We start from the raw sequence: 21,101 nt of genomic DNA, 5'->3' as shown, positions 1-21,101 counted from the left end.
GGACGAGAGAGCAGAAGACTGATGGCACAGAACGAGATCGAGCTGGACGGCCTGCTGGCGTTCCCCCTCACCCCGTTCACCGAGAACCTCGAGGTCAACCTCGACGCGCTCGCGGAGAACGTGGAGAGCCACATCGCGGCGGGCGCCGGTGCGCTGTTCGTCGCGTGCGGCACCGGCGAGTTCAGCTCGCTCTCGCCCGCCGAGCACGCCTCGGTGCTCACCCGGTCGCGTGAGGTGGCCGCCGGCCGCGTCCCGGTCTGGGTGGGCGCCGGTGGCGGCGCGGCGTCGGCTCGGGCCGGCGTCGCGGCGGCCCAGGCCGGGGGTGCGGACGGCGTCCTGCTGCTGCCGCCGTACCTCGTCTCCGGGCCGCAGGCGGGTCTGGTCGACTTCGTCCGCTACGCCGTCGGCGACTCTTCGGTGCCGGTGATCGTCTACCACCGCGGCACCGGCGTGTTCGGCGCGCCGGCCGCGGCGTCGCTGCTCGACATTCCCTCGATCGTGGGCCTCAAGGACGGCTACGGCGACGTCGAGGTGATGACCCGGATCGTCACCACGATCCGGTCGCTGGACACCGAGCGGTCGCGGAACTTCCTGTTCTTCAACGGGTTGCCGACCGCGGAGGTCTCCGCCAAGGCGTACGCCTCGATCGGCGTCGCCCGCTACTCCTCGGCCGTGCACTGCTTCGCGCCGGAGATCGCGCACCGCTTCCACCGCGCGCTCGGCGAGGGCGACACCCGCGTCATGGACGCGCTGCTGACCGGTTTCTACCTGCCGCTGGTGGCGTTGCGGGACGAGACGCCCGGCTTCGCCGTGTCCCTGGTGAAGGCCGCCGCGCGGTTGCGTGGTGACAAGGTCGGCCCGGTCCGGCCGCCGCTGGTCGAGCCGACGCCGGAGCAGATCCACCGGCTGGAGAAGATCGTGGAGGACGGCTTCGGCACGCTGAAGGCGCTGGGCTGATGAAAATCCTCGATGTGGTGCTGACGCCGGTCGCGTTCGCCGACCCGCCGCTGCTCAACGTCATGGGCGTGCACGAGCCGTTCGCGTTGCGCAGCATCGTGCAGGTCAAGTGCGAAGACGGCATCGTCGGGCTCGGCGAGTCCTACGGCGACAACGCGTTCCTCGGCGAGGTGCGCAAGGTGCTGCCGCAGCTGCGCGGCCACGACGTCTTCGACCTGCCCGGCCTGCAGCGGCTGGTCGCGCAAGCGCTTTCGGGCACTGTGCTGACCGACGCCCACGGGCTGATCGGCGGGTTCTCGATCCGCAAGACAGTCGCGAGCGTGTATTCGCTGTTCGAGGTCGCCTGCATGGACGCGCAGGGGCAGTACCTCGGCCGCCCGATCACCGACCTGCTCGGCGGCAAGGCGCGGGACGCCGTCGAGTTCTCCGCGTACCTGTTCTACAAGTACGGCAAGCACGTCGACGGCCGCGAAGACTCCTGGGGCGAGATCACCACGCCCGAGACGCTGGTCGGGTCGGCGAAGCGGATGATCGACGAGTACGGCTTCCGCTCGATCAAGCTCAAGGGCGGGGTCTTCGAGCCCGGCCAGGAGGTCGACGGGATCCGTGCGCTGGCCGAGGCGTTCCCCGGGCACCCGCTGCGGATCGACCCGAACGGCGCGTGGACGGTCGAGACCGGCATCCGGGTGGCGTCGGAGCTCGACGGCGTCCTGGAGTACCTCGAAGACCCGACGCCGGGCATCGAGGGGATGGCGAGGGTCGCTGCCGAAGCGTCGATGCCGCTGGCCACCAACATGTGCGTGGTGAACTTCGGCGACATCGACCCGGGCTTCCGGGCGCGCGCGATCGGCGTCCTGCTCTCGGACCACCACTTCTGGGGCGGCCTGCGCGCGACGCAGTCGCTGTCGACGACCTGCGAGAGCTTCGGTGTCGGCCTGTCGATGCACTCCAACAGCCACCTCGGGATCAGCCTGGCCGCGATGGTGCAGGTCGCCGCGGCGACCCCGCACCTCACCTACGCCTGCGACACGCACTGGCCGTGGAAGGTCGAGGACGTCATCGAGCCGGGCGTGCTGGAGTTCCGCGAAGGTGCCGTGGCGGTGCCTTCTACGCCGGGCCTCGGCGTGCAATTGGACGAGGACGCGCTGGCCCGCCTGCACGAGAACTACGTCCGATGTGGACTGACCAAACGGGACGACGTGACCTACATGCGCAAGTACGTGCCCGGGTTCGAACCCAACACGGCGAGGTGGTGACCCGGTGAAGGTGACGGGATACGCCTACCCCTGGGACGTCCTGGAGCCCGGGTTCGCCGCGCGGGCCCGGGACCTGGGCGTCGACGAGGTGGCCGTGGCGCTGTCGTACCACAGCGCCCGCGCCGCGACGCCGTGGTCGGCTTCCGGGACCGCTGTCGTCGCGCGGCACGCGGCCTTCTACCGGCCCGTGCGGGCGGAAGCCTGGGAAGGCAAACGCTTGCGTCCGTCCACTCCGGACTGGGTAGCTGCTCAGGACAGCGGTCGGGACGCCGTCAAGCTGCTCAGCGACGCCGGGATTCCGGCGGCTGCCTGGATCGTGCTGACCCACAACTCGCAGCTCGGCTACGAGCACCCGGACGTCGTGGTCCGCAACTGCTTCGGGGAGGGCTATCCCTGGGCGCTGTGCCCGTCGCAGCCCGCGGTGCGCGAGTACGCCGCGACGCTGACCGCCGAGGCTGTCGCCGGCCTGGAGCTGTCGTCGGTGATCCTCGAGGCCTGCGGCCCGCTCGGCGCGGTGCACCAGCACCAGCACGAGAAGACCGACGGCGTCTGGGCGCCCGCGGTGGCCCGGCTGCTGTCGATCTGCTGCTGCGACGCGTGTGCTTCGGCGTGGGACGTCGATGCGGACACCGTCCGGGCGCAGCTCGTCGAGGAGGTCCGGCGGCTGATCGCGTCCGGCGACCTCGGGGTCACGGCCGATGGCTTGCCGCCCGCGTTGACCTCGATGCTGCTGCGAGTCCGGCAGGAAGCGACCGACGCGTTGCGGGCCGCGGTGCTGGCGACGGTGCCCGAGGGCGTCCGAGTCGTGCTGCACGGTGCTCTCGACCCGTGGGTCACCGGCGCGCTGCCCGGGCTGACGCCGTCCGCTGCGGACGACGCCGACGCGGTCGTAGTCTTCGGGTGGGCGCCCGCCACCGGCGCCGACGCCGTCGCCGCGATCCGGGAGGCCCTGCCCGAGCGGGTCGCGATCGGCAGCTACATCACCGCGGTCGCCGCCGCGCCGGTGCCGGACATCGCCGCGTACGTGGGCGAGCTGGCCAAGGCGGGCGCCGCGGAGCTGCACCTGTACCACCTCGGACTGGCCGGACCGGGTCGCTGGGGCGACCTCGGCACGGCCACCGCCGCCGCCCATGAGAACTGAGGAGCTGTTCCACCCATGAGCCAGGCCACCGACGCCGCCACGCTCGAGAAGATCCTGACGGCCGCCGCCGAAGCCGCCCGTCCCGCCGCCGCGGCCACCCCGGCCGAACGCGCCCGCTGGCTGGTCGCGGCCGCCGACGCCCTCGACGCCGCCGCGGACGAGCTCGTCCCGCTCGCGCACAGCGAGACCCACCTGCCCGCCACCCCGCGGCTGGCCGGCGAGCTGAAGCGCACGACGTTCCAGCTCCGCCTGTTCGGCGAGGTGCTCACCGACGGCGAGTACCTCGGCGCCACCGTCGACCACGCCGACCCGGACTGGCCGATGGGCCCGCGGCCGGACATCCGCCGCGTCAAGACCGCGATCGGCCCGGTGCTGGTGTTCGCGGCCAGCAACTTCCCGTTCGCGTTCAGCGTCGCCGGCGGCGACACGGCGTCCGCGCTCGCCGCGGGCTGCCCGGTGATCCTCAAGGCCCACCCCGGCCACCCGGAGCTGTCCGCGCTGACCGGCCGGATCGTGCGCGAAGCCCTGGTCGGCGCGGGTGCGCCCGAAGGCATCTTCGACGTGATCTTCGGCCAGGAGGAGGGCGTCACCGCGCTGAAGGACCCGCGGATCGCGGCGGCGTCGTTCACCGGGTCCATCCCCGGCGGGCGGGCGCTGTTCGACATCGCGAACGCGCGGCCGCGGCCGATCCCGTTCTACGGCGAGCTCGGCAGCGTCAACCCGGTCGTCGTCACCGAGGCCGCCATCGCCGCGCGCGGGGAAGCCGTCGCGAAGGGTTACGCCGGGTCGTTCACCCTGGGCGCCGGGCAGTTCTGCACCAAGCCGGGCCTGCTGTTCCTGCCCGAGGACCACAACCTGACCTCGACGTTGAAGGATGCGTTGGACGGTGCCGCGGCCCAGCCGATGCTCAACGACCGCATCGCCGCCGGGTACGCCGACAAGCTGGCGCAGCTGCGGGAGGTGCCGGGCGTCGAGGTGGTGTCTTCGTCGGCTTCTTCCTCGCCGGCGTTCACCCCGACGCTGCTGGCGACCACCGGCAAGCAGTTCCTCGAAGGCGGCGACGCGGTGCACGAAGAGTGCTTCGGGCCGGCGTCGCTGATCGTCACCTACGCCGACCAGGCCGAACTGCTGAGCCTGCTCGACATCATCGAACCGGGGCTCACCGCCACGATCCACGGCGAAGAGTCCGATGTGGACTGGATCCGGCCGGTGCTGCCGGCACTGGGCCGCATCGCCGGCCGGCTGCTGTGGAACGACTGGCCCACCGGCGTGACGGTGAGCTGGGCCCAGCAGCACGGCGGCCCGTACCCGGCCACGACGGCCCCGACCACGACATCGGTCGGCACCGCCGCGATCGAGCGTTTCCTGCGCCCGATCGCGTGGCAGGGCTTCCCCGACGCCCTGCTGCCCGAACCCCTCCAGGAGGCCAACCCCTGGCAGCTGCCCCGCCGCACCGACGGCTCCCGCTGACCCCGGCGGGGCGCCTCCCGCGGGGGCGCCCCCCGTTTCCAGTCTATCGCCCGGCACCGACAGTTTCCGGTGCCGACAACTGAATCCGCCGCCGCACCACCGAATCCGTTCCCCATTCCCCGCAAGCCGAGGATGTCTTCCTGGGAGGCATTGCCATGCCCGTGAACCGGAGAAACGCTCTGCGCGGCGGCGCGCTGGCGGCCGCTTCGACCGTGTTGCTCACCCGTCCGGCCTTCGCGTCGGCGGCCAGCGCGCCGGTGGCCGCGGCCGCGACCGGGGCGCCCGCCGCGACCGCGCCGATCGTCGCCGCCTATCGGCAGCTGCAGACCGGCATCAACCGGCCGTCGCCGGAACGCACCGAGGCGCTGGCCAACCTGGGCCGTGTCGCCAAGGCCTACAACGCCAGCCTGTCCGTCGCCGGCGGTGGTGCTCCACTGTGGACTGACCTGCCGCTCGGCCCGGGCAGCGACTACACGACGTCGATGTACGCCCGGCTGCGCGCGATCGCCGTCGACTGGGGCACGCCGGGTGGTGCGCTGGCCGGTGACCCGGTGGTGCTCGACCGGATCAAGGCGGCGCTCGAGCTGATCTACGCGAGCCAGTACAACCCGCAGGTCGGCGAGATCGGCAACTGGTACACCTACGAGATCGGCGTCCCGTACTACGTGCTGCACACGCTTTCGGTGGTGGCCGACCACCTGACCGCCGACGAGCTGGCACGGTACGTCAGCCCGATCAAGCGGTTCGTCGGCAACCCGAACGTCCGCGCGAACAACACGGCACTCGTCGAGACCGGCGCCAACCGCGCGGACAAGGGCCTGATCTCGATCGTCGCCGGCGCGCTGATCGGCGACACCGCGTGGATCAAGACCGGCATCGACGCGCTCACCGACGTCGCCGGCGGCGGCGCGGCGAGCGTCGTCGCCAAGCTGGACCGCGCGGCGGGCGACGGCTTCCACGTCGACGGCTCGTTCATCCAGCACGACACCATCCCGTACCCCGGGCACTACGGCATCGTCCTGCTCACCGCGCTCGCCGGCGCCATCCACGTCACCGCGGGCACCGAGTACGCGCTGCCGCAGCCGCTCAAGGACAAGATCTACGCGCTCGTCGCGGACAGCTTCGCGCCGTTCGTCTACGCGGGCGCGCTGATGGAACCGGTGCGCGGCCGGATGCTTTCACGCCAAGGCGAGACCGGGCACGACATCGGCCACCAGCTGACGGTCGCGACGCTCGTCCTGGCCCGCACGGCGTCCGGCAAGACGAAGACCGACCTCAACGCCCTCGCCGCGAAGTGGATCAAGGAAGGCACGTACGCGCCGTTCCTCAAGATCCCCGACCCGGAGCGGTTCGCGCCCGGCCCGGACCTCGTGGCGACGCCGGGCATCGAGTTCGCGCAGGACATGCTCGCCTCGGGCGCGCGCCCGGCGCGGGTGGTCGCGACGCACCGGGACTTCGGCCAGCAGGACCGGCTCGTGCACGTCACCGACGACTGGTCGGCGTCGCTGGGCGTCAGCTCGACGCGGATCTCGCGCTACGAGTCCATCAACGGCCAGAACCTCAAGGGCTACTACGTCGGCGACGGCGTGCTCTACACGTTCCTGCCGAACGCCAAGGGCCACTACACCGACGCCTACTGGCCGACGGTCGACCCGCTGCTGCTGCCGGGCACGACCGAGAACGACGGCCCGGTCGACCCCAAGTTCGGCAACGTGCCGGTCGGCCCCAACACCCACACGGGTGGCGTCCGCTGGGACGACAGGCACGGCGCCTTCGCGATGGACTTCAAGTCCTGGGACGGTTCGCTGGTCGCCAAGAAGTCGTGGTTCTTCACGCCGAACGGGGTCGTCTGCCTCGGCGCCGGGATCACCTCCACCTCGGACCACGCGGTGCGCACGACGATCGAGAACCGCAACCTCGGCGAGGTCGGCCGCGGTGCGCTGCTGGTCGACGGCCGGCGCGTCCCCACCGATCTCGGCAAGGCGGCCGCGCTGCGGCGGCCGCACTGGGCGCACCTCGAGAACGTCGGCGGGTACGTGCTCCTGGACGACGCGTCGGTGACGGCGTTGCGCGAGGACCGGACCGGTGCGTGGCGCGACATCGACACGGGCGCCAACACCAAGGGCACGACGACGCCGAACACGCGCCGGTACCAGAAGCTGGTGCTGGAGCACGGTGCGAAGCCGGTCGACGCGAGCTATGCGTACGCGGTGCTGCCGGGCGCGTCGGTGGTCGGGACGCTCACCGCGTCCTGGGCGTGGCGGGTGCGGGCCAACACCGCGACGGTCCAGGCCGTCCAGGCCGGGGACACGCTGCTGGCGAACTTCTTCGCGGCCGGTTCGGTCGGCGACGTGCGCGTCTCCGGGCCCGCGTCGGTCGCGTTCGGGCGGCGTCAGCTGGCGGTGTCGGATCCGACGCAGACGCAGGACAGCGTCACGGTGACCGTGCACGGCAAGGCCGTGGTGGTCCCGTTGAAGGGCAGCTTCGGCGCGACGAAGGTCGTGCGCCTGTAGTGGTCTTCCCCGCCGGATCGGTGCCCCGACCCGGTCCGGCGGGGTCCCCACCTCGGTTAGGCTGGAATTCATGACCACCGCCGAGCACGTGGACGTCCTGATCGTGGGCGCCGGCCTGTCCGGCGTCGGCGCGGCCTGCCGGCTCCAGGAGCGGCTGCCGGGCAAGACGTACGCCGTGCTCGAGGCGCGGGACACCATCGGCGGCACGTGGGACCTGTTCCGCTATCCGGGCATCCGGTCCGATTCGGACATGTTCACCCTCGGCTACCCGTTCCGGCCGTGGAAGGACCCGAAGGCGATCGCCGACGGCCCGTCGATCCTGGCGTACATCCGCTCGACCGCCGAGGCGTTCGGGGTGACCGCCCGGATCCGTTTCGGCCACCGGGTGGTGCGGGCGTCGTGGTCGTCGTCCGACGCGCTGTGGACGGTCTCGACCGAGCATGGGGCGACGTTCACCTGCCGGTTCCTCTACCTGTGCAGTGGCTACTACTCGTACGAGAACGGGCACGTCGTCGACTTCCCGGGCCGCGCGGAGTTCGCGGGCGAGATCGTGCACCCGCAGCAGTGGCCCGCGTCGCTCGACTACACCGGCAAGCGGGTCGTGGTGATCGGCAGCGGCGCGACGGCGGTGACGCTGGTCCCGGCGATGGCGCTGGCCGCCGCGAGCGTGACGATGCTGCAGCGGTCGCCGTCGTACATCGTGGCGCGGCCGGGGAAGGACGCGCTCGCCGACCGGATCCGCGCGCTGCTGCCGGAGAAGCTCGCGCACCGGGTGGTGCGGGGCAAGAACGTGGTCATGGGGACGCTGTTCTTCCAGCTGATGCGGCGACTGCCCCGCCGGGCGGCCCAGGTGCTGCGGGACGGGGTGGCGGCGCAGCTGCCGGCGTCGATCCCGGTGGACCCGCACTTCGTGCCGTCGTACGACCCGTGGGACCAGCGGCTGTGCCTGGTGCCGGACGCGGACCTGTTCCGGGCGCTGCGCTCGGGCAAGGCGGACATCGTGACGGACGAGATCGCGCGGTTCACCGAGTCCGGCGTCCAGCTGGAGTCGGGGCGCTCACTCGACGCCGACGTCATCGTGACGGCGACGGGCCTGCGCCTGGTGGCGTTCGGCGGGATCGCGCTGACGGTCGACGGGCAGCCGATTTCTCCCGGCGACCAGCGCGCGTACAAGGGCATGATGTTCGGCGGCATCCCGAACCTGGCGTGGTGCGTGGGCTACACGAACAACTCGTGGACGCTGCGGGCCGATCTGACGTCGCAGTACGTCTGCCGGCTGCTGGCGTACCTGGATCGGCGCGGGTACGCGTACTGCGCCCCGGACGCGGCATCGGCTGCTTCGGCGGGCCGGCCGCGGCCGATCGTGGACCTGGCGTCCGGGTACATCAAAAGGGCCGCCTCCGGCCTGCCGAAGCAGGGGGAGAGGCGGCCCTGGATGATGCGCCAGAACTACTTGCTGGACTTAGCGGACATGCGTTTCAACCGCGTGGACGACGGAGTGATGCGCTTCGGCCGCGCCGAGGACCGGGCGGCCGCCGCGAGTCAGCCCTGACGAGCCTTGGAACGCGGGTTGTCCTTGTTGATCACGAACACGCGCGTGCCGCGGCGGATGACCTGGGCGCCCGGCTGACGAGCCATCGAGCGGATCGAGCTGCGGACCTTCATGGCGAGCCGTCCTTCCTGCGGGAGCTGCTGTCCCACACCCCCTTCAACCGCTCGGTGAAGAGTTTCATTCCGCAACTCAGCTGGTCTCCCGCGCCACCCAGGCCTGCAGGTCGTCGCCTCGGATGGCCGCCGCCATCAGTTCCGGGAACTGGTCCGGGGTGCACGCGAACGCCGGGACGCCCAGCTCCGCCAGTGCCGCCGCGTTCTCGTGGTCGTAGGACGGCGCGCCCGAGTCGGACAGCGCCAGCAGCGTCACCACCTGGACGCCCGCGCCGACCAGCTCGGCGATCCGGTGCAGGAGCTCGTCCTCGTCGCCGCCCTCGTACAGGTCGCTGATCAGCACCAGCAGCGTCTGCTCGGGGCGGCCGACCAGGCCCTGGCAGTACGCGATCGCCCGGTTGATGTCCGTGCCGCCGCCCAGCTGGGTGCCGAACAGCACGTCGACCGGGTCGGCGAGGTGCTCGGTCAGGTCCGCGACCTCCGTGTCGAACGCGACGAACGACGTCCGCAACGCCCGCATCGACGCCAGGACCGCGCCGAACAGCCCCGAGTACACCACCGACTCCGCCATCGAGCCCGACTGGTCCACCGCCAGGATGACGTCGCGCTGCACCGCCTGCTGGCGCCGGCCGAAGCCGATCAGCTGCTCCGGCACGATCGTGCCCAGCTCGGGGGAGTAGTGCTTGAGGTTCCGGTGGATCGTGCGTGCCCAGTCGATGTCGCCGGGCCGCGGCCGGTGCGTGCGCGACGCCTTGTCCAGCGCCCCCTTGATCGCCGCGCGCGTGCGCTCGGCCAGCCGCTCCTCCAGCTCCTCGACCACCTTGCGGACGACCTCGCGCGCGGTCTCCTTGGTCTCCTCCGGCAGCACGCCGTTCAGCGACAGCAGGGTCCCGACCAGGTGCACGTCCGGCTCGACGGCCGAGAGCAGCTCCTTCTCCAGCAGCATCCGGGTCAGGCCCAGGCGGTCGACGGCGTCGCGCTGCATCACCTGCACGACGGTGCTGGGGAAGTAGCGCCGGATGTCGCCCAGCCAGCGTGCGACCCGCGGCGCCGACGCGCCCAGGTTCGCGCTGCGCGGACCGCCCGCCGCCTCTTCGTCCGGCTTGTCGTAGAGGGCGGCCAGCACCGCGTCGACCCCACTGTCCTCATCGGACAGCTCGGCGTCGGCCAGCCCCGACCCGGGACCCGCGCCCTCGGCACCCAGCACCAGCCGCCAGCGCCGCGCCCGCTCGACGTCCACGCTCACACCCCCACCCCCAGCAAGGTCGCCAGGACGGGCAGCACGCCCTCCGCCCGGTCCTCGTCCAGTTCTTCGGCCGTCAACGCCACGGCCGCCGCGGTGCCGGCGAGCCCGGCCGCACGCTGCCCGATCGCCCGCTTCTCGGGCCCGCTGAACGCGCCGAACGTGCGGCGCAGCAACGGAAGCACCTCGGTGAAGACGTCGTCGTGGATCGCCGCGAGCCACGCGTCGATCACCCGCAGCAGACCTTCGTCGTGCACCAGCAGCAGCGCGCCGCCATCGAAGAAGCCCTCGACGTACGCCGCGCCCGCCGACGGCGCGATACCCGGCGTGAGCGCCCGGCCCAGCCGCAGTTCGATGTCGAGGGCGTCGAGCAGCCCGGCGTCGTGCAGGATCCGGGTGAGCCGCCCGGCCAGCAGCGGCGGCAGCGACGGCCGTTCGGCCAGCCGCGCCAGCGCCGCGAGCCAGCGCTCCTTCGAGTCGTCGCCCAGCAGCGACGTCGCGTCGTGCACCCCGTCGACGAGCTGGGCCATCCGGGCCGCGGCGTCGTCGTCGATCCCGTGCGTCGCCGGTGGCAGCCCGGCGCAGATCCGGTCGAGCATGCGGTCGGCGACCGCGCGCAGCGCACCGGTGTCGGTGCCGCGCACGTTCCCGTACCGGGTCGCCCGGGCCAGCGCGGGCAGCGCCGACATGAGCCGGGCGACGTCCGCGTCCGCCGCCGCCCGCGCGTCCAGCGCCGCCAGCGCTTCGGGCAGCGCCTCCGGCAGGTCGGCGAGCAGGCAGTTCTCGACGGCCGTGGTCACCTCGTCCAGCGGGGGCGTGCCCTCGACGGTGTCGCGGACCGCGGCCGTCGCCGCCGACGGCACGGTGGTGCCGTGCACCGCGGCCGCGACCAGGTCGACCTCGAACGCCGGCTCCCAGCACAGCGCCCAGGTCTCCCGGAACGTGCCCTTGTTCCGCCGCGCCGACGCCTCCCGGCTGCCCCACTCGATGCCGAGGATCCGCAGCCGGTGCAGCAGCTTCGAGCGGTCGAGCCCGCCGGGGGTGCGCAGGTCGAGGTCGAGCTCCTTGACGATCGGGTCCTTCTTGAGCCGCAGGCGTTTCGCCGTCGCGGTCAGGTCCGCGGCCAGCGGCGGCTGCGGTACCCGGTCGGGGACCTCGCCGAGCCGTTCGCCGACCACCAGCCGCCGCGTGACGAGCTCGACCTGCACCTCGTTCCCGCCGCAGAGCACGGACCGGGTGGCCTCGGTGACCTCGGCCAGCCCGGCCGACGACCGCCCGCGCAGCGTGGCGAGGGTTTCCGACAGCCGGACCGCTTCGATGACGTGCGCGGTCGAGACGGGCAGATCCTCCTCCCGCAGCACCGCCGCGACGCCGGTCAGCCAGCGCGCCGTGACGTCCTCGGCCGTGGTGAACAGGTGGTGGTACCAGCCCGGCGACCGCACGCCCGCGCCGTAGCCGCTGGCCGTCGCGAGCCTGCCGTGGGTCCACGGCACCCAGGTGCAGGCGACCTTCCGCTTCGGCAGTCCTTTGAGGACGGTCTGGTCGTGTGACGCCGGCGGCAGCGGGTCGGCCAGCGCGGGCACGTGCCAGGCCCCGCAGACGACGGCGATGTTCTCGAAGCCGTCCTTGCGGGTGCGACGCAGCACCGAGCGCATGTAGGCCTCACGCCGGGCTTCGTTGCCCTGGGGCGGTTCTTCGTCCTCGCGCACGGCGGTCATCGCGTCCGCGATCACGTCGAACGGGTTTTCGTTGTCCCGCCGCGACTCGACGACGTCGTCCCACCAGCGTTCCGGGTCGTCGTAGCCGCCGGCCGAGGCCAGCAGCGCCAGCGGGTCGACCGGCGGGCCGGCGTGCTCGTCCGGCCCCGCGGCGAACGTGTTCGCGGCCGGGAGGTCGCAGAACCGCACCGGGATCCCGGCTTCGCGCGCGTAGGCGAGCGCCTGCCACTCCGGGCTGAAGACGGCGAACGGCCAGAACGCGGCGCGCGAGACGTCGTCGGTCGCGTACGCCAGCAGCGCGACCGGCGGCGCCATCGCCGGGTCTTCGGTCAGCTCGACCAGGACGTCGGCCTCGGGCGGGCCTTCGATGAGCACGACGTCGGGTTCGAGCTGCGCGAGCCGCGTCGCCACGGCCCGGGCCGACCCCGGGCCGTGGTGGCGGATGCCGAGCAGGTGCGTCGTCACGAAAGTTCCTGGCCCGCCCGGTAGAAGTCGGCCCAGCCGTCGCGCTCGCGGACGACCGTCTCGAGGTACTCGATCCAGATCGCGCGGTCGGCCACCGGATCCTTGACCACCGCGCCGTGGATGCCGGCCGCGACGTCGTGCGGGCGCAGCACGCCGTCGCCGAAGTGCGTGGCCAGCGCGAGCCCGCCGGTCAGCACACTGATCGCCTCGGCTGTCGAAAGCGTGCCGGACGGCGACTTCACCGCCGTGCGGCCGTCTTCGGTGCGGCCCGAGCGCAGCTCGCGGAACACCGTGACCACCCGGCGGATCTCCGACAGCTCGGCGGCTTCCGTGGGCAGCTGCAGCGAAGTGCCCAGCTCGGCGACCCGCCTGCTGACGATTTCGACCTCCGCGTCGGCGCTGTCCGGCAGCGGCAGCACGACGGTGTTGAACCGCCGCCGCAGCGCGCTCGACAGCTCGTTGACGCCCTTGTCGCGGTTGTTCGCCGTCGCGATCAGGTTGAAGCCCGGCCGCGCCTGGATCTCGGTGCCCAGCTCCGGGATGGGCAGGGTCTTCTCGGACAGGATCGTGATCAGCGAGTCCTGGACGTCGGCCGGGATGCGCGTCAGCTCCTCGAGCCGGGCCAGCTTGCCGTCCCGCATCGCGTGCAGGAGCGGGCTTTCGACCAGCGCGGCGGGGCTCGGGCCCTCGGCGATCAGCCGGGCGTAGTTCCAGCCGTAGCGGATGGACTCCTCCGACGTGCCCGCGGTGCCCTGCACCAGCAGGGTCGAGTCCCCGCTGATCGCGGCGGAGAGGTGCTCCGACACCCACGTCTTCGCCGTGCCGGGCACACCGAGCAGCAGCAGCGCGCGGTCGGTGGCCAGCGTCGCGACGGCGACCTCGATCAGCCGCCGCGGGCCGACGTACTTCGGCGTGATCACGGTGCCGTCGGGCAGGGTGCCGCCGAGCAGGTACTCGACGACGGCCCACGGGGACAGGTTCCAGTTGGGCGGCTTGGCCCGCTCGTCGGCGGCGGCCAGCGCGGCCAGCTCGGCGGCGTGGTCCTGTTCGGCGTGCGGCCGGAGGACGGTGGGGGCGGTCATGCGAGCTCCTCGTACATTTCGCGGCGGAAGTTCAGCGTTTCGGTGAGCGCCCGGCGCCACGGCCCGGCGTCCATGGTCAGGCGGGTGGTGGCCAGCGGGTGCCGCAGGCACGCCGCGGGGACCGCGCGGGCGATCACGACGGCGGCGTGCGAGACCAGGCGGTGATCGTCCTGGCGGGCGATCCAGTCGAGCAGGGCGATGCCGAGCTCCTTGGTCCACGGCCGGGGCAGCTCGTGCACCAGCCGCGCGAACGACTCGACGGGCAGCCGGCTGACCAGGTGCCCCACGGTGGCGGCCTGGCTCGCCGGGCTCAGCACGCCGAGCAGCGGTGGGGTGGTGCGGCCGCCGGGGTCGGCGCCGATCAGCGCCTGCGCCCAGGTCTCGTCGCGCTGGCGCAGGGCCGCGGTGGCCCAGGAGTCGCGCAGCACGCCGGCCGGACAGCCCTCGACGGTCATCCGGACGACCTCGGCGGGTGGGCCGAACTCGGTCCAGAACGCCAGCGGAGCGGCGGCGGCGAGGGTGCGCAGCCGGACGGTGCCTTCGCCCCGTTCGCCTTGCGGCACGGAGACTTCGAGCACCCGGCCGGTCCGGCGGACGAGCGGCCGCAGCCGGTCGGCCATGGTCTCGCCGTAGCGCGTGCCCGGCAGCCGGCCGAGCAGTTCGGCGGCCCGTTCGCGGACGGCGGCCGCGCGATCGGTGAGGGCGGCTTCGAGGAAGCCTTCGTCCTCGGCGTTCACGTGGCCGGCGAGCACGCCGAGGAAGTCCGACCGGATGTCGGCGGGCTCGGACTTCCAGGATCCGGCGAGGGCTTCGCGGGCGGTGCCGGGATCGTCGGCCAGCTTGGCCGCGAGCCAGCGCCGGCGCTGGGCGAGGCTGCCGTACTGCCAGACGTCGCCGGACTCCTCGGGCGGCGCGGCGAGGAAGGCCCAGTCGGGGTTTCGCTGCCCGAGCCACGCCCCGACCGGCCCGGCGACCGCGACGAGCGGCCCGCGCAGGGCGGCCTTGCTGCGCGCGGCTTCGGCGAGCAGGGGGAGGGTTTCGGGCGGGACGCGGTAGTCCGTGCCGGCGACGACGCCGAGCCACTCCAGGAGGAGGTCGGGATGGCTGGCGGCGAGCAGCCGGGCCAGCCGTTCCCGCGCGAGGGGAGGGACGAAGGGCCGCTCGTCGGGCGCGGCGACGGGCAGGGGCCGGACGTCGTGCAGCGGTTGCCGCCCGGCTCGCCGGTAGGTGGTGAGGACGGCCGCCGCGGAGAGGAGCTGCTCGGCGGGGTCGGCGCGGTCCGCGACGAGGTCCCGGACCGCGGGCGGCTGGGTGGCGGGGTCGAGGGTGCGCCGGCGGGTGCCGAGGAGCGCGGTGCCGACGAGGTCTTCCCAGGCTTTCACGGTCGCACCTCCGGTTCGTGGTCCAGGTTCACGGAAAAGCTCACAGCCGCACCGCCCGGTCCTCGTGCCAGCACAGCAGCGGCCGCAGGCCCGACCGGCTCCACTCGCCCGCGACCGTCAGCGGTTTGCCCGCGGACATCGCCAGCAACGACCACGGGAACGCGTACGGCACCAGCGGCAGCGCCGTCCCGTCCTTTTCGGACAGACACCACCCGCCGGCGTGTTCGGCCGGGGTCACGCCGGAAAGCAGCACCGGCCACCGTTCCAGCCACGGGTCGGCCGCCATCGCCCGCGCGTAGGCCGCCAGCGCGTCCGAGATCGAGCCGCCCTCGGCGGCCGGGGCCGGCAGCGGGATGCCGCGCTCGACCACCAGGGCCCGCACCGGCGCCGCGCCGGGGTAGAACGCCAGCTCCGCCGCGAGGATGTGCCCGGGTGGCAACGACGCGTCCAGCGGACGGCCCGGTGGCGCGAACGACAGCACCAGCGCGTCCCGGCCGGTGAGCCTCCCGCGCAGCCACGTGCGCCGCGTGAGCAGCCGGTCGTTCTCCTCGTCGGCCGCGCCCGTGATCAGCCACTCGTCCGACACGCGCTCGCCCTGCTCCAGGACCCGGGCCGTCTCCACCGAAAAACCGAGCCGCGTGCGGACGGTCTCCGCCAGCGGGGCCGGCAGCGAATCCAGCCGGGTCGCCGCGTCCGCCAGCAGGAACAGCAGCGACAGCTCGCCGAGCAGCGCCTCCGGCCAGTCGCGGCGGCCGACGATCCCCGCCGCCCGCCGGAGGCCGCCCGCCAAGCCGCCTGCCTGGGCGTCGACCATCCGCGCGGCCACCGTGCGCAGCTCTTCACCGCCGCTGCGCTCGAAACCGGCGAAGCCCGCGCCGATCCGGTCGGTCAGCCAGACTTTCAGCTCCGCGACGCCGCCTTCGACCCGCGCAGCGCGTTCACCGGCCCGGCGGGCGGCCGCCTCCTCGTCCTTCGGCCCGGCCGCCTCCGCGCGTTTCTCCGCCCGCTGGGCGCGATCGGCGCGTTCGGCGAGCCACGTGTGCACCCACTCGGGCGGCTCGGCCGTGTCGAGCTGCTTCGCGGCCCACAACATCAACAGCCCGAGCGCGTGCTTGCACGGGAACTTCCGGCTGGGACAGGAACACCGGAACGCGGGCTCGGCGAGCTCGACGCACGTCTGGTACGGCTTCTTGCCGCTGCCCTGGCAGAAGCCCCACACGGCGTCTTCGGACGCACCCGCGCCCGACCACTTCGCCGGCGCGGCCAGCGCCCGGCCCGCCTTCTCCGAAGCGGGATCCGGCGCGAGCCCGGCCACGCGTTCCGCGGTCCACGGCACCGCCGTCACCACCTGTCCCCCCACTGGTTTCCCTTGCCGTCCGGTCGGATTCCCCAGGCTAGTGGCCCAGGGAGGCTTACCCGGTGAAGCATGCCAGCACCCACCGACAATTTCCGGAACCTCGACTATTCCAGTGCTAGAATAGTCCCGTGCTGACCGATGCGGAGCTGACCGTGCTCGGCCTGGTGGTGGAGCGGCCGAGGCACGGCTACGAACTGGACGAGGTGATCGCGGAGCGCGGCATGCGCGACTGGACCGCCCTCGGCTTCAGTTCGATCTATTACGTGCTCGGCAAACTCCGCGACCGGGGCCTGGTCGCCGAGGTGGCGGGGGAGCGGGCGCACGCGAAGGCCCGCCGGACGTTCACGGCCACCGAAGCCGGCCGCCGGGCCTGCGCGACGGCGGCGGAGGCGGCCATCGCCGAACTGCGTCCCGTGCACCCGCCGGTGCTGGCCGGGCTGGCGAACAGCCCGGCGATCCCGCCCGAACGGCTCAAAGCGGCGTTGGCCGGACGCGCCGAAGCGGTGGCGGAGCGGCTGGCCGAGGTCCGCCGCGCGGCGGAGGTCGAGGCACCGCCGTTCGTCCGGGCGATTTTCGACTACTCGATCAAGCAGCTCGAAGCGGAAGCCGAGTGGCTGGAAGGACTGACCTGATGCCCTACGACGTCAAGAAAGACCTGAAGCAGCTTTACGCGCCCAAGAACACCGACTGGGCCCTGCTCGACGTCCCCGAGCAGCAGTTCCTCGCGATCGACGGCCGCGGCAACCCGAACACCGCGGACAGCTACCGGAAAGCCGTCGAAGCCCTCTACGCCTTCGCCTACACGATCAAGATGACGGCCAAACGCACCGGCGAGGACTTCGTCGTCGGCCCGCTGGAAGGCCTGTGGTGGGCCGAGGACTACGCCGCGTTCACCGTGCGCGCCAAGGACTCCTGGCAGTGGACCATGCTGATCTCACTGCCGGGAACGATCGGCGAGGACGCCGTCGAAGCAGCGCGGGAATCCGTGCGGCGCAAGAAGAAGATCGACCCGCCCGTCCGGCTCGAGAAGCTGCACGAGGGCCGGTGCGCGCAGGTGCTCCACGTCGGCTCCTACGACGACGAAGGCCCGCTGCTCGCCCGCCTGCACGACGAGTTCCTCGCGCGGGAAGGGCTCAAGGAAACCGGCCTGCACCACGAGGTCTACCTCGGCGACCCGCGGAAGACCGAGCCCGCGAGACTCAGGACCGTGCTGCGTCAGCCGGTGGGCTGATCGAGCTCGGCGAGGCCGCTTTCCCAGCGCTCACGCCGTTGCGCGGACGTCTGCTCCCACCACGGCTCGCCGCGTTCGCCCAAAGCCACCTTCGCCAGCTGTGTACGTTCGCGATCCTGGACCCGCCGCGCCGCCATCAGGTGTTTCTGCAGGCGGTCGCGGACGTCGTCCGGGATCTCCGGATCGGTGGCCCGCCAACGACGGCCGTTCACGACGATGTAGCGGCCGTCGGGCGTGTGCTCGGGCATCAGTAGTCGCTGCTGACCGGCCAGGTGTCGTCGTGCAGCAGGCGCTTGAGGATCTTGCCCGTCGCGTTGCGGGGCAGGTCCGGCACGAAGTACACGTCGCGCGGGACGGCGAACCGGGCCAGCCGCTGGTGGATGTAGGCCCGGATGTCCTCGGCGTGCAGCGAGGCGCCGCGCCGCGGGACGACGTACGCCGCGAGGCGCTGACCGTACTCCGCGTCCGCCACGCCGACCACCGCCGCGTCGTGCACGCCGGGCAGCGCCACCAGCGCTTCTTCGACCGGGCGGGGGAACACGTTCTCGCCGCCGGACACGATCATCTCGTCGGCGCGGCCGGTGACGAACAGGCGGCCCGCCGCGTCGAGGTAGCCGACGTCGCCGGTGGCCATCAGGTCCGCCGCCCGCGCCGGGTCCTTGCCGTTCGTGTAGCCGTCGAACAGCATGTCGTTGCCGACGAAGATCTGGCCTTCGCCGCCCGGCGGGACGGGCTTGCGTTCCTCGTCGAGGATCGCGACGCGCGTGCCGAGCGGGCAGCGCCCGGCCGTGCCCGGCGCCGCGCGCAGGTCGCCCGGGTCGGCGATGCTCGCCCAGGACACCTCGGTCGAGCCGTAGAAGTTGTAGAGGACGTCGCCGAAGGTGTCCATGAACTGCGTGACGAACGTGCCGGACATGGCCGACCCGCTGCTCGCGACGATCCGCAGCGACGACAGGTCGTAGCGCGCCCGCACCCGCTCGGGCAGGTCCATGATCCGCTGCAGCATGATCGGCACGGCGAACACCGCGTCGCACTTCTGCTCCGCGATCGCCCGCAGCGTCTCCTCGGCGTCGAACTTGCGGATCAGCGCGAGCGACGCCCGCAGCGCCATGCCGAGCTGCATCGCGGCCAGGCCCCAGCTGTGGAACAGCGGTGCGGCGACGAGGATCCGGTCGCCGGCGCGCAGCGGGATCCGGTCGAGGATCGCCGCGGCCGTCCCCATGCCCTTGGGCGTGGGACGCCGCGCGCCCTTCGGCGTCCCGGAGGTCCCGGACGTCAGCACGACCACGCGGCCCGGCCGGTCGACCGGCTTCGGCGGGTCGGCGGGCGCGGCGTGGATGAGCTCGTCGACGGTCGGGTAGCCGGTTTCGGCGTCCGGCCAGGTGCTGATCCGGGCGAACTCGCCCGGCACGTTCGCGATGGTCTGCGCGAACTCGTCGTCGGCCAGCACGGCCGCCGGCTGGTGCTCGGCGAGGACGTCCTTGACCGAGGCCGCGGACAGGCCGGTGTTGAGCAGGATCAGGTCGGCGCCGAGCTTGCTGGCGGCGACGAACGACTCGACCATCGCGGAGTGGTTGCGGCACATCAGCGCGATCCGGTCGCGTTCGCCGACGCCGAGCTCGCTCAGCCCGTTCGCGAGCCGGTCGCTGCGCTCCTGGACCTGCTTGAAGGTGCGGAGGCTGCGCTCGTCGTGCAGCGCGGGCTCGTCGGGGACGCGGGCCGCGGCGGCCTGGTAGCCGCCGGCGATGGTGGCGCCCCACTGCGCGAGGGAGCTGAGCTGGCGGGCGATCTTGTCCGGCCGGCCCGCGCTGAGGACCCCGGCGCGCAGCAGGATGCTCGTGGTGCGCAGCTTGGTGGCCTTGTTGCCGTCGCGGTCGCCTTCGGGGTCGGACTGCCCGGCCAGGTGCAGGTCGAGGCGCCGGGCGAGGGTGCGGACGTCCTTCTTCACCGACGACACCAGATCCAGGTGCGACGGCGGCAGCATCATCCGGACGAACAGTTCCGTCTTGCCGCCGGCCAGCGGTCTCAGCTCGAGGGAGACCCACGTGCCCTCGTCCGGGACGCCGCACCACACCACGTGCTCGCCCGGCCGGTACACGACGGCCTGGACCTGTGCCTCCATCATCCGCCCGCGCTCGGGCACGATCCGGATCACGGCCTTGGGTCCCCGGCCGCGCGCGGCGTGCTCCTGCACCTCGCACCCGGCGATCTCGGGCACGAACCGCGAATACCATTCCGGCGATCCGACGATCTGCCACACCACGTCCGGCGTGTGCCCGACCACTGCACTCGCCTCGACCACATCGTCACGCATCTCTGCCCTCACCGCAGGCTTTCGGGGGACCGGTGGCAGAGCCCCCGGCCCGGAGCGAAGCTCCGGTTGTTAAAGCAGTGTCACCGAACACACGTTCAGGTCACGGAGGCGTCACAGTAACAGCAAACGGGTGATCCCGGATACTCCGAACGGCCAGATACCGGAGGGTAACGGACACTCGCAGTGGGTCCTCCTAATGTCCACTGTGGAGTGATTAACGCCGTTCACCGAGGATACCGGCCACGGGGCGTGTCCGCGGCCCTCTGAGGGCGTCTTGACCGACTCAGTCGCGACGAGAGAAAGCCGGAATGAGTCATTCGAGACATTCGACTTCATAGCGGGCAACCAGCTCGGATCCCAGGCGCGCCAGCTCGGCCCGCACGGACTCCGGGCCCTCCACCTCGACGAGCGCGCCCCAGCCCGCCAGCTCCTGCGCGATCATGATCGGCGCGGGTGCCGCGACCCGCGCCCGCACCCGGTCGTCCGGCAGCTCCGCGACCAGCTCGCAGTGCCGGCCGAACCGGTCGCGCAGCACGCCGAAGTGGCGGCGGCCGAGCACCACGTCCGCGGTGAGGAGCGACCGCCGCTTCTCGATCTCCTCGACGACCTCTTCCCAGACCTTCGCCAGCTCGAGGTCGGCCGGGCGGTCCGCAGTCTCGTCGGTGGCGGCCGCCTCGACGATCCGGTCGACCCGGAACGTCCGGCGGCCCCGGTCCGTCCCCGCGACCAGGTACCAGACGTCGTCCTTGTCGACGAGGCCCCAGGGATCCACGAGACGTTCCGTCTTCTCGCGTCCGGCGTAGGTGAGCCGCACGCGGCGGCGGGCGATGACGGCGTCCCGCAGCAGCGAGACCATCGGCGGCCGCTCCCTCACGCGCTCGCCCCAGCCCGCCTGGTCGACGAGGACGGCGTCGGCGGCCGCCGACGCCTCCGCGCGGAACGTGCCCGGCAGCGCGCCCATCAGCTTCCGCAGGGCCGACTTGACCTCGGGGGCGGCCGCCGCGGCCGGGCCGGCCAGGAGGAACAGGGCCTGCGCCTCGCGCGCGGTCAGGCCGGACAGGTCCGTGCGCGCACCCCCGACGAGCCGCCAGCCACCGCCGCGGCCCGGCTGCGGGTAGACGGGCACCCCCGCCGTCGAGAGCGCTTCGAGGTCACGGCGAGCCGTCGCGACGGAGATTTCGAGCTCGGCCGCGAGTTCGGCGGCCGTGACGCGGCCGCGCGTCTGCATCAGCAGGAGGGTGGCCACGAGGCGGTCGGCGCGCATGGGAGGAGTCTCGCAAACAAAGTGCTCATTCGGTGCGCACTTT

Annotated in this window: 17 protein-coding genes; 8 read left to right on the top strand and 9 right to left on the bottom strand. The window is 72.6% G+C overall.

From position 1 onward, the window contains the following. Positions 1-21 precede the first annotated feature (21 nt). From ACZ7PG_RS35840 to ACZ7PG_RS35815, 6 genes are all read left to right on the top strand, one after another. Positions 22-957 (top strand): 5-dehydro-4-deoxyglucarate dehydratase, encoded by a 936-nt coding sequence (locus tag ACZ7PG_RS35840; RefSeq protein WP_470243593.1) that lies wholly within the window; start codon positions 22-24, stop codon positions 955-957. After that, positions 957-2,213 carry a glucarate dehydratase family protein gene (locus ACZ7PG_RS35835; RefSeq protein WP_470243592.1) on the top strand — a complete coding sequence of 419 codons (1,257 nt, stop codon included), beginning with the start codon at positions 957-959 and terminating at the stop codon, positions 2,211-2,213. The genes ACZ7PG_RS35840 and ACZ7PG_RS35835 overlap by 1 nt, the downstream gene beginning before the upstream one ends. A 4-nt stretch (positions 2,214-2,217) precedes the next feature. Further along, complete coding sequence (locus tag ACZ7PG_RS35830) at positions 2,218-3,354, top strand: hypothetical protein (RefSeq protein WP_470243591.1); 1,137 nt, start codon at positions 2,218-2,220, stop codon at positions 3,352-3,354. Positions 3,355-3,369: 15 nt separating this feature from the next. Next, positions 3,370-4,824 (top strand): aldehyde dehydrogenase (NADP(+)), encoded by a 1,455-nt coding sequence (locus ACZ7PG_RS35825; RefSeq protein WP_470243590.1) that lies wholly within the window; start codon positions 3,370-3,372, stop codon positions 4,822-4,824. Between the two features lie 155 nt (positions 4,825-4,979). Then, entirely contained in the window at positions 4,980-7,337 is a 2,358-nt protein-coding gene (locus ACZ7PG_RS35820; RefSeq protein WP_470243589.1) for a polysaccharide lyase 8 family protein, read from the top strand. Between the two features lie 70 nt (positions 7,338-7,407). After that, positions 7,408-8,889, top strand: coding sequence for a flavin-containing monooxygenase (locus ACZ7PG_RS35815; protein WP_470243588.1), 1,482 nt, complete (start codon positions 7,408-7,410; stop codon positions 8,887-8,889). On the opposite strand, the gene rpmJ is transcribed toward ACZ7PG_RS35815, so the two are convergent. The 6 genes from rpmJ to ACZ7PG_RS35785 all read right to left on the bottom strand — a co-directional run bounded on the left by rpmJ (position 8,880) and on the right by ACZ7PG_RS35785 (position 16,252). After that, the gene (gene rpmJ, locus ACZ7PG_RS35810; protein ID WP_470243666.1) at positions 8,880-9,002 is read right to left on the bottom strand and encodes a 50S ribosomal protein L36; all 123 of its coding nucleotides are present in this window, start codon (positions 9,000-9,002) and stop codon (positions 8,880-8,882) included. The genes ACZ7PG_RS35815 and rpmJ overlap by 10 nt on opposite strands. Positions 9,003-9,078: 76 nt before the next feature. Then, complete coding sequence (locus ACZ7PG_RS35805; protein ID WP_470243587.1) at positions 9,079-10,248, bottom strand: VWA domain-containing protein; 1,170 nt, start codon at positions 10,246-10,248, stop codon at positions 9,079-9,081. Continuing rightward, complete coding sequence (locus ACZ7PG_RS35800) at positions 10,245-12,428, bottom strand: DUF5682 family protein (RefSeq protein ID WP_470243586.1); 2,184 nt, start codon at positions 12,426-12,428, stop codon at positions 10,245-10,247. The genes ACZ7PG_RS35805 and ACZ7PG_RS35800 overlap by 4 nt, the downstream gene beginning before the upstream one ends. Then, the gene (locus tag ACZ7PG_RS35795; protein ID WP_470243585.1) at positions 12,425-13,510 is read right to left on the bottom strand and encodes an ATP-binding protein; all 1,086 of its coding nucleotides are present in this window, start codon (positions 13,508-13,510) and stop codon (positions 12,425-12,427) included. Before ACZ7PG_RS35795 ends, ACZ7PG_RS35800 begins: the two co-directional genes overlap by 4 nt. Next, positions 13,507-14,892 carry a DUF5691 domain-containing protein gene (locus ACZ7PG_RS35790; protein WP_470243584.1) on the bottom strand — a complete coding sequence of 462 codons (1,386 nt, stop codon included), beginning with the start codon at positions 14,890-14,892 and terminating at the stop codon, positions 13,507-13,509. The genes ACZ7PG_RS35795 and ACZ7PG_RS35790 overlap by 4 nt, the downstream gene beginning before the upstream one ends. Before the next feature lie 40 nt (positions 14,893-14,932). Continuing rightward, complete coding sequence (locus ACZ7PG_RS35785; RefSeq protein WP_470243583.1) at positions 14,933-16,252, bottom strand: SWIM zinc finger family protein; 1,320 nt, start codon at positions 16,250-16,252, stop codon at positions 14,933-14,935. A gap of 125 nt (positions 16,253-16,377) precedes the next feature. Here ACZ7PG_RS35785 and ACZ7PG_RS35780 point away from each other — a divergent pair, with 125 nt between their 5' ends. Further along, on the top strand, positions 16,378-16,881 hold the full coding sequence (locus tag ACZ7PG_RS35780; protein ID WP_470243582.1) for a PadR family transcriptional regulator: 504 nt from the start codon (positions 16,378-16,380) through the stop codon (positions 16,879-16,881). After that, a complete protein-coding gene (locus ACZ7PG_RS35775; protein ID WP_470243581.1) occupies positions 16,881-17,480 on the top strand; it encodes a GyrI-like domain-containing protein in 600 nt (199 codons plus the stop codon). Before ACZ7PG_RS35780 ends, ACZ7PG_RS35775 begins: the two co-directional genes overlap by 1 nt. Here the strand turns inward: ACZ7PG_RS35775 and ACZ7PG_RS35770 are convergent. The 3 genes from ACZ7PG_RS35770 to ACZ7PG_RS35760 all read right to left on the bottom strand — a co-directional run bounded on the left by ACZ7PG_RS35770 (position 17,465) and on the right by ACZ7PG_RS35760 (position 21,058). Next, positions 17,465-17,728 carry a hypothetical protein gene (locus ACZ7PG_RS35770; protein WP_470243580.1) on the bottom strand — a complete coding sequence of 88 codons (264 nt, stop codon included), beginning with the start codon at positions 17,726-17,728 and terminating at the stop codon, positions 17,465-17,467. The two genes, ACZ7PG_RS35775 and ACZ7PG_RS35770, sit on opposite strands and share 16 nt — an antisense overlap. Further along, positions 17,728-19,794: an AMP-binding protein gene (locus tag ACZ7PG_RS35765; protein WP_470243579.1), complete on the bottom strand. Its 2,067-nt coding sequence runs from the start codon at positions 19,792-19,794 to the stop codon at positions 17,728-17,730. Before ACZ7PG_RS35765 ends, ACZ7PG_RS35770 begins: the two co-directional genes overlap by 1 nt. A 313-nt stretch (positions 19,795-20,107) precedes the next feature. Continuing rightward, positions 20,108-21,058, bottom strand: a complete 951-nt coding sequence (locus ACZ7PG_RS35760) for a helix-turn-helix transcriptional regulator (RefSeq protein WP_470243578.1) — start codon at positions 21,056-21,058, stop codon at positions 20,108-20,110. Between the last annotated feature and the right edge of the window lie 43 nt (positions 21,059-21,101).

The organism is Amycolatopsis sp. NPDC114504 (assembly GCF_055633595.1).
This window is presented reverse-complemented; position numbering and strand designations above follow the sequence as displayed.

What these genes read in the sequence shown, in the direction of transcription:
- ACZ7PG_RS35775 (WP_470243581.1), top strand. Translation starts at nt 16,881, where the DNA reads ATGCCCTACGACGTCAAGAAAGACCTGAAGCAGCTTTACGCGCCCAAG.
- ACZ7PG_RS35795 (WP_470243585.1), bottom strand. Translation starts at nt 13,510, where the DNA reads ATGACCGCCCCCACCGTCCTCCGGCCGCACGCCGAACAGGACCACGCC.
- ACZ7PG_RS35770 (WP_470243580.1), bottom strand. Translation starts at nt 17,728, where the DNA reads ATGCCCGAGCACACGCCCGACGGCCGCTACATCGTCGTGAACGGCCGT.
- ACZ7PG_RS35840 (WP_470243593.1), top strand. Translation starts at nt 22, where the DNA reads ATGGCACAGAACGAGATCGAGCTGGACGGCCTGCTGGCGTTCCCCCTC.
- ACZ7PG_RS35760 (WP_470243578.1), bottom strand. Translation starts at nt 21,058, where the DNA reads ATGCGCGCCGACCGCCTCGTGGCCACCCTCCTGCTGATGCAGACGCGC.
- ACZ7PG_RS35815 (WP_470243588.1), top strand. Translation starts at nt 7,408, where the DNA reads ATGACCACCGCCGAGCACGTGGACGTCCTGATCGTGGGCGCCGGCCTG.
- ACZ7PG_RS35820 (WP_470243589.1), top strand. Translation starts at nt 4,980, where the DNA reads ATGCCCGTGAACCGGAGAAACGCTCTGCGCGGCGGCGCGCTGGCGGCC.
- rpmJ (WP_470243666.1), bottom strand. Translation starts at nt 9,002, where the DNA reads ATGAAGGTCCGCAGCTCGATCCGCTCGATGGCTCGTCAGCCGGGCGCC.
- ACZ7PG_RS35825 (WP_470243590.1), top strand. Translation starts at nt 3,370, where the DNA reads ATGAGCCAGGCCACCGACGCCGCCACGCTCGAGAAGATCCTGACGGCC.
- ACZ7PG_RS35765 (WP_470243579.1), bottom strand. Translation starts at nt 19,794, where the DNA reads ATGCGTGACGATGTGGTCGAGGCGAGTGCAGTGGTCGGGCACACGCCG.
- ACZ7PG_RS35835 (WP_470243592.1), top strand. Translation starts at nt 957, where the DNA reads ATGAAAATCCTCGATGTGGTGCTGACGCCGGTCGCGTTCGCCGACCCG.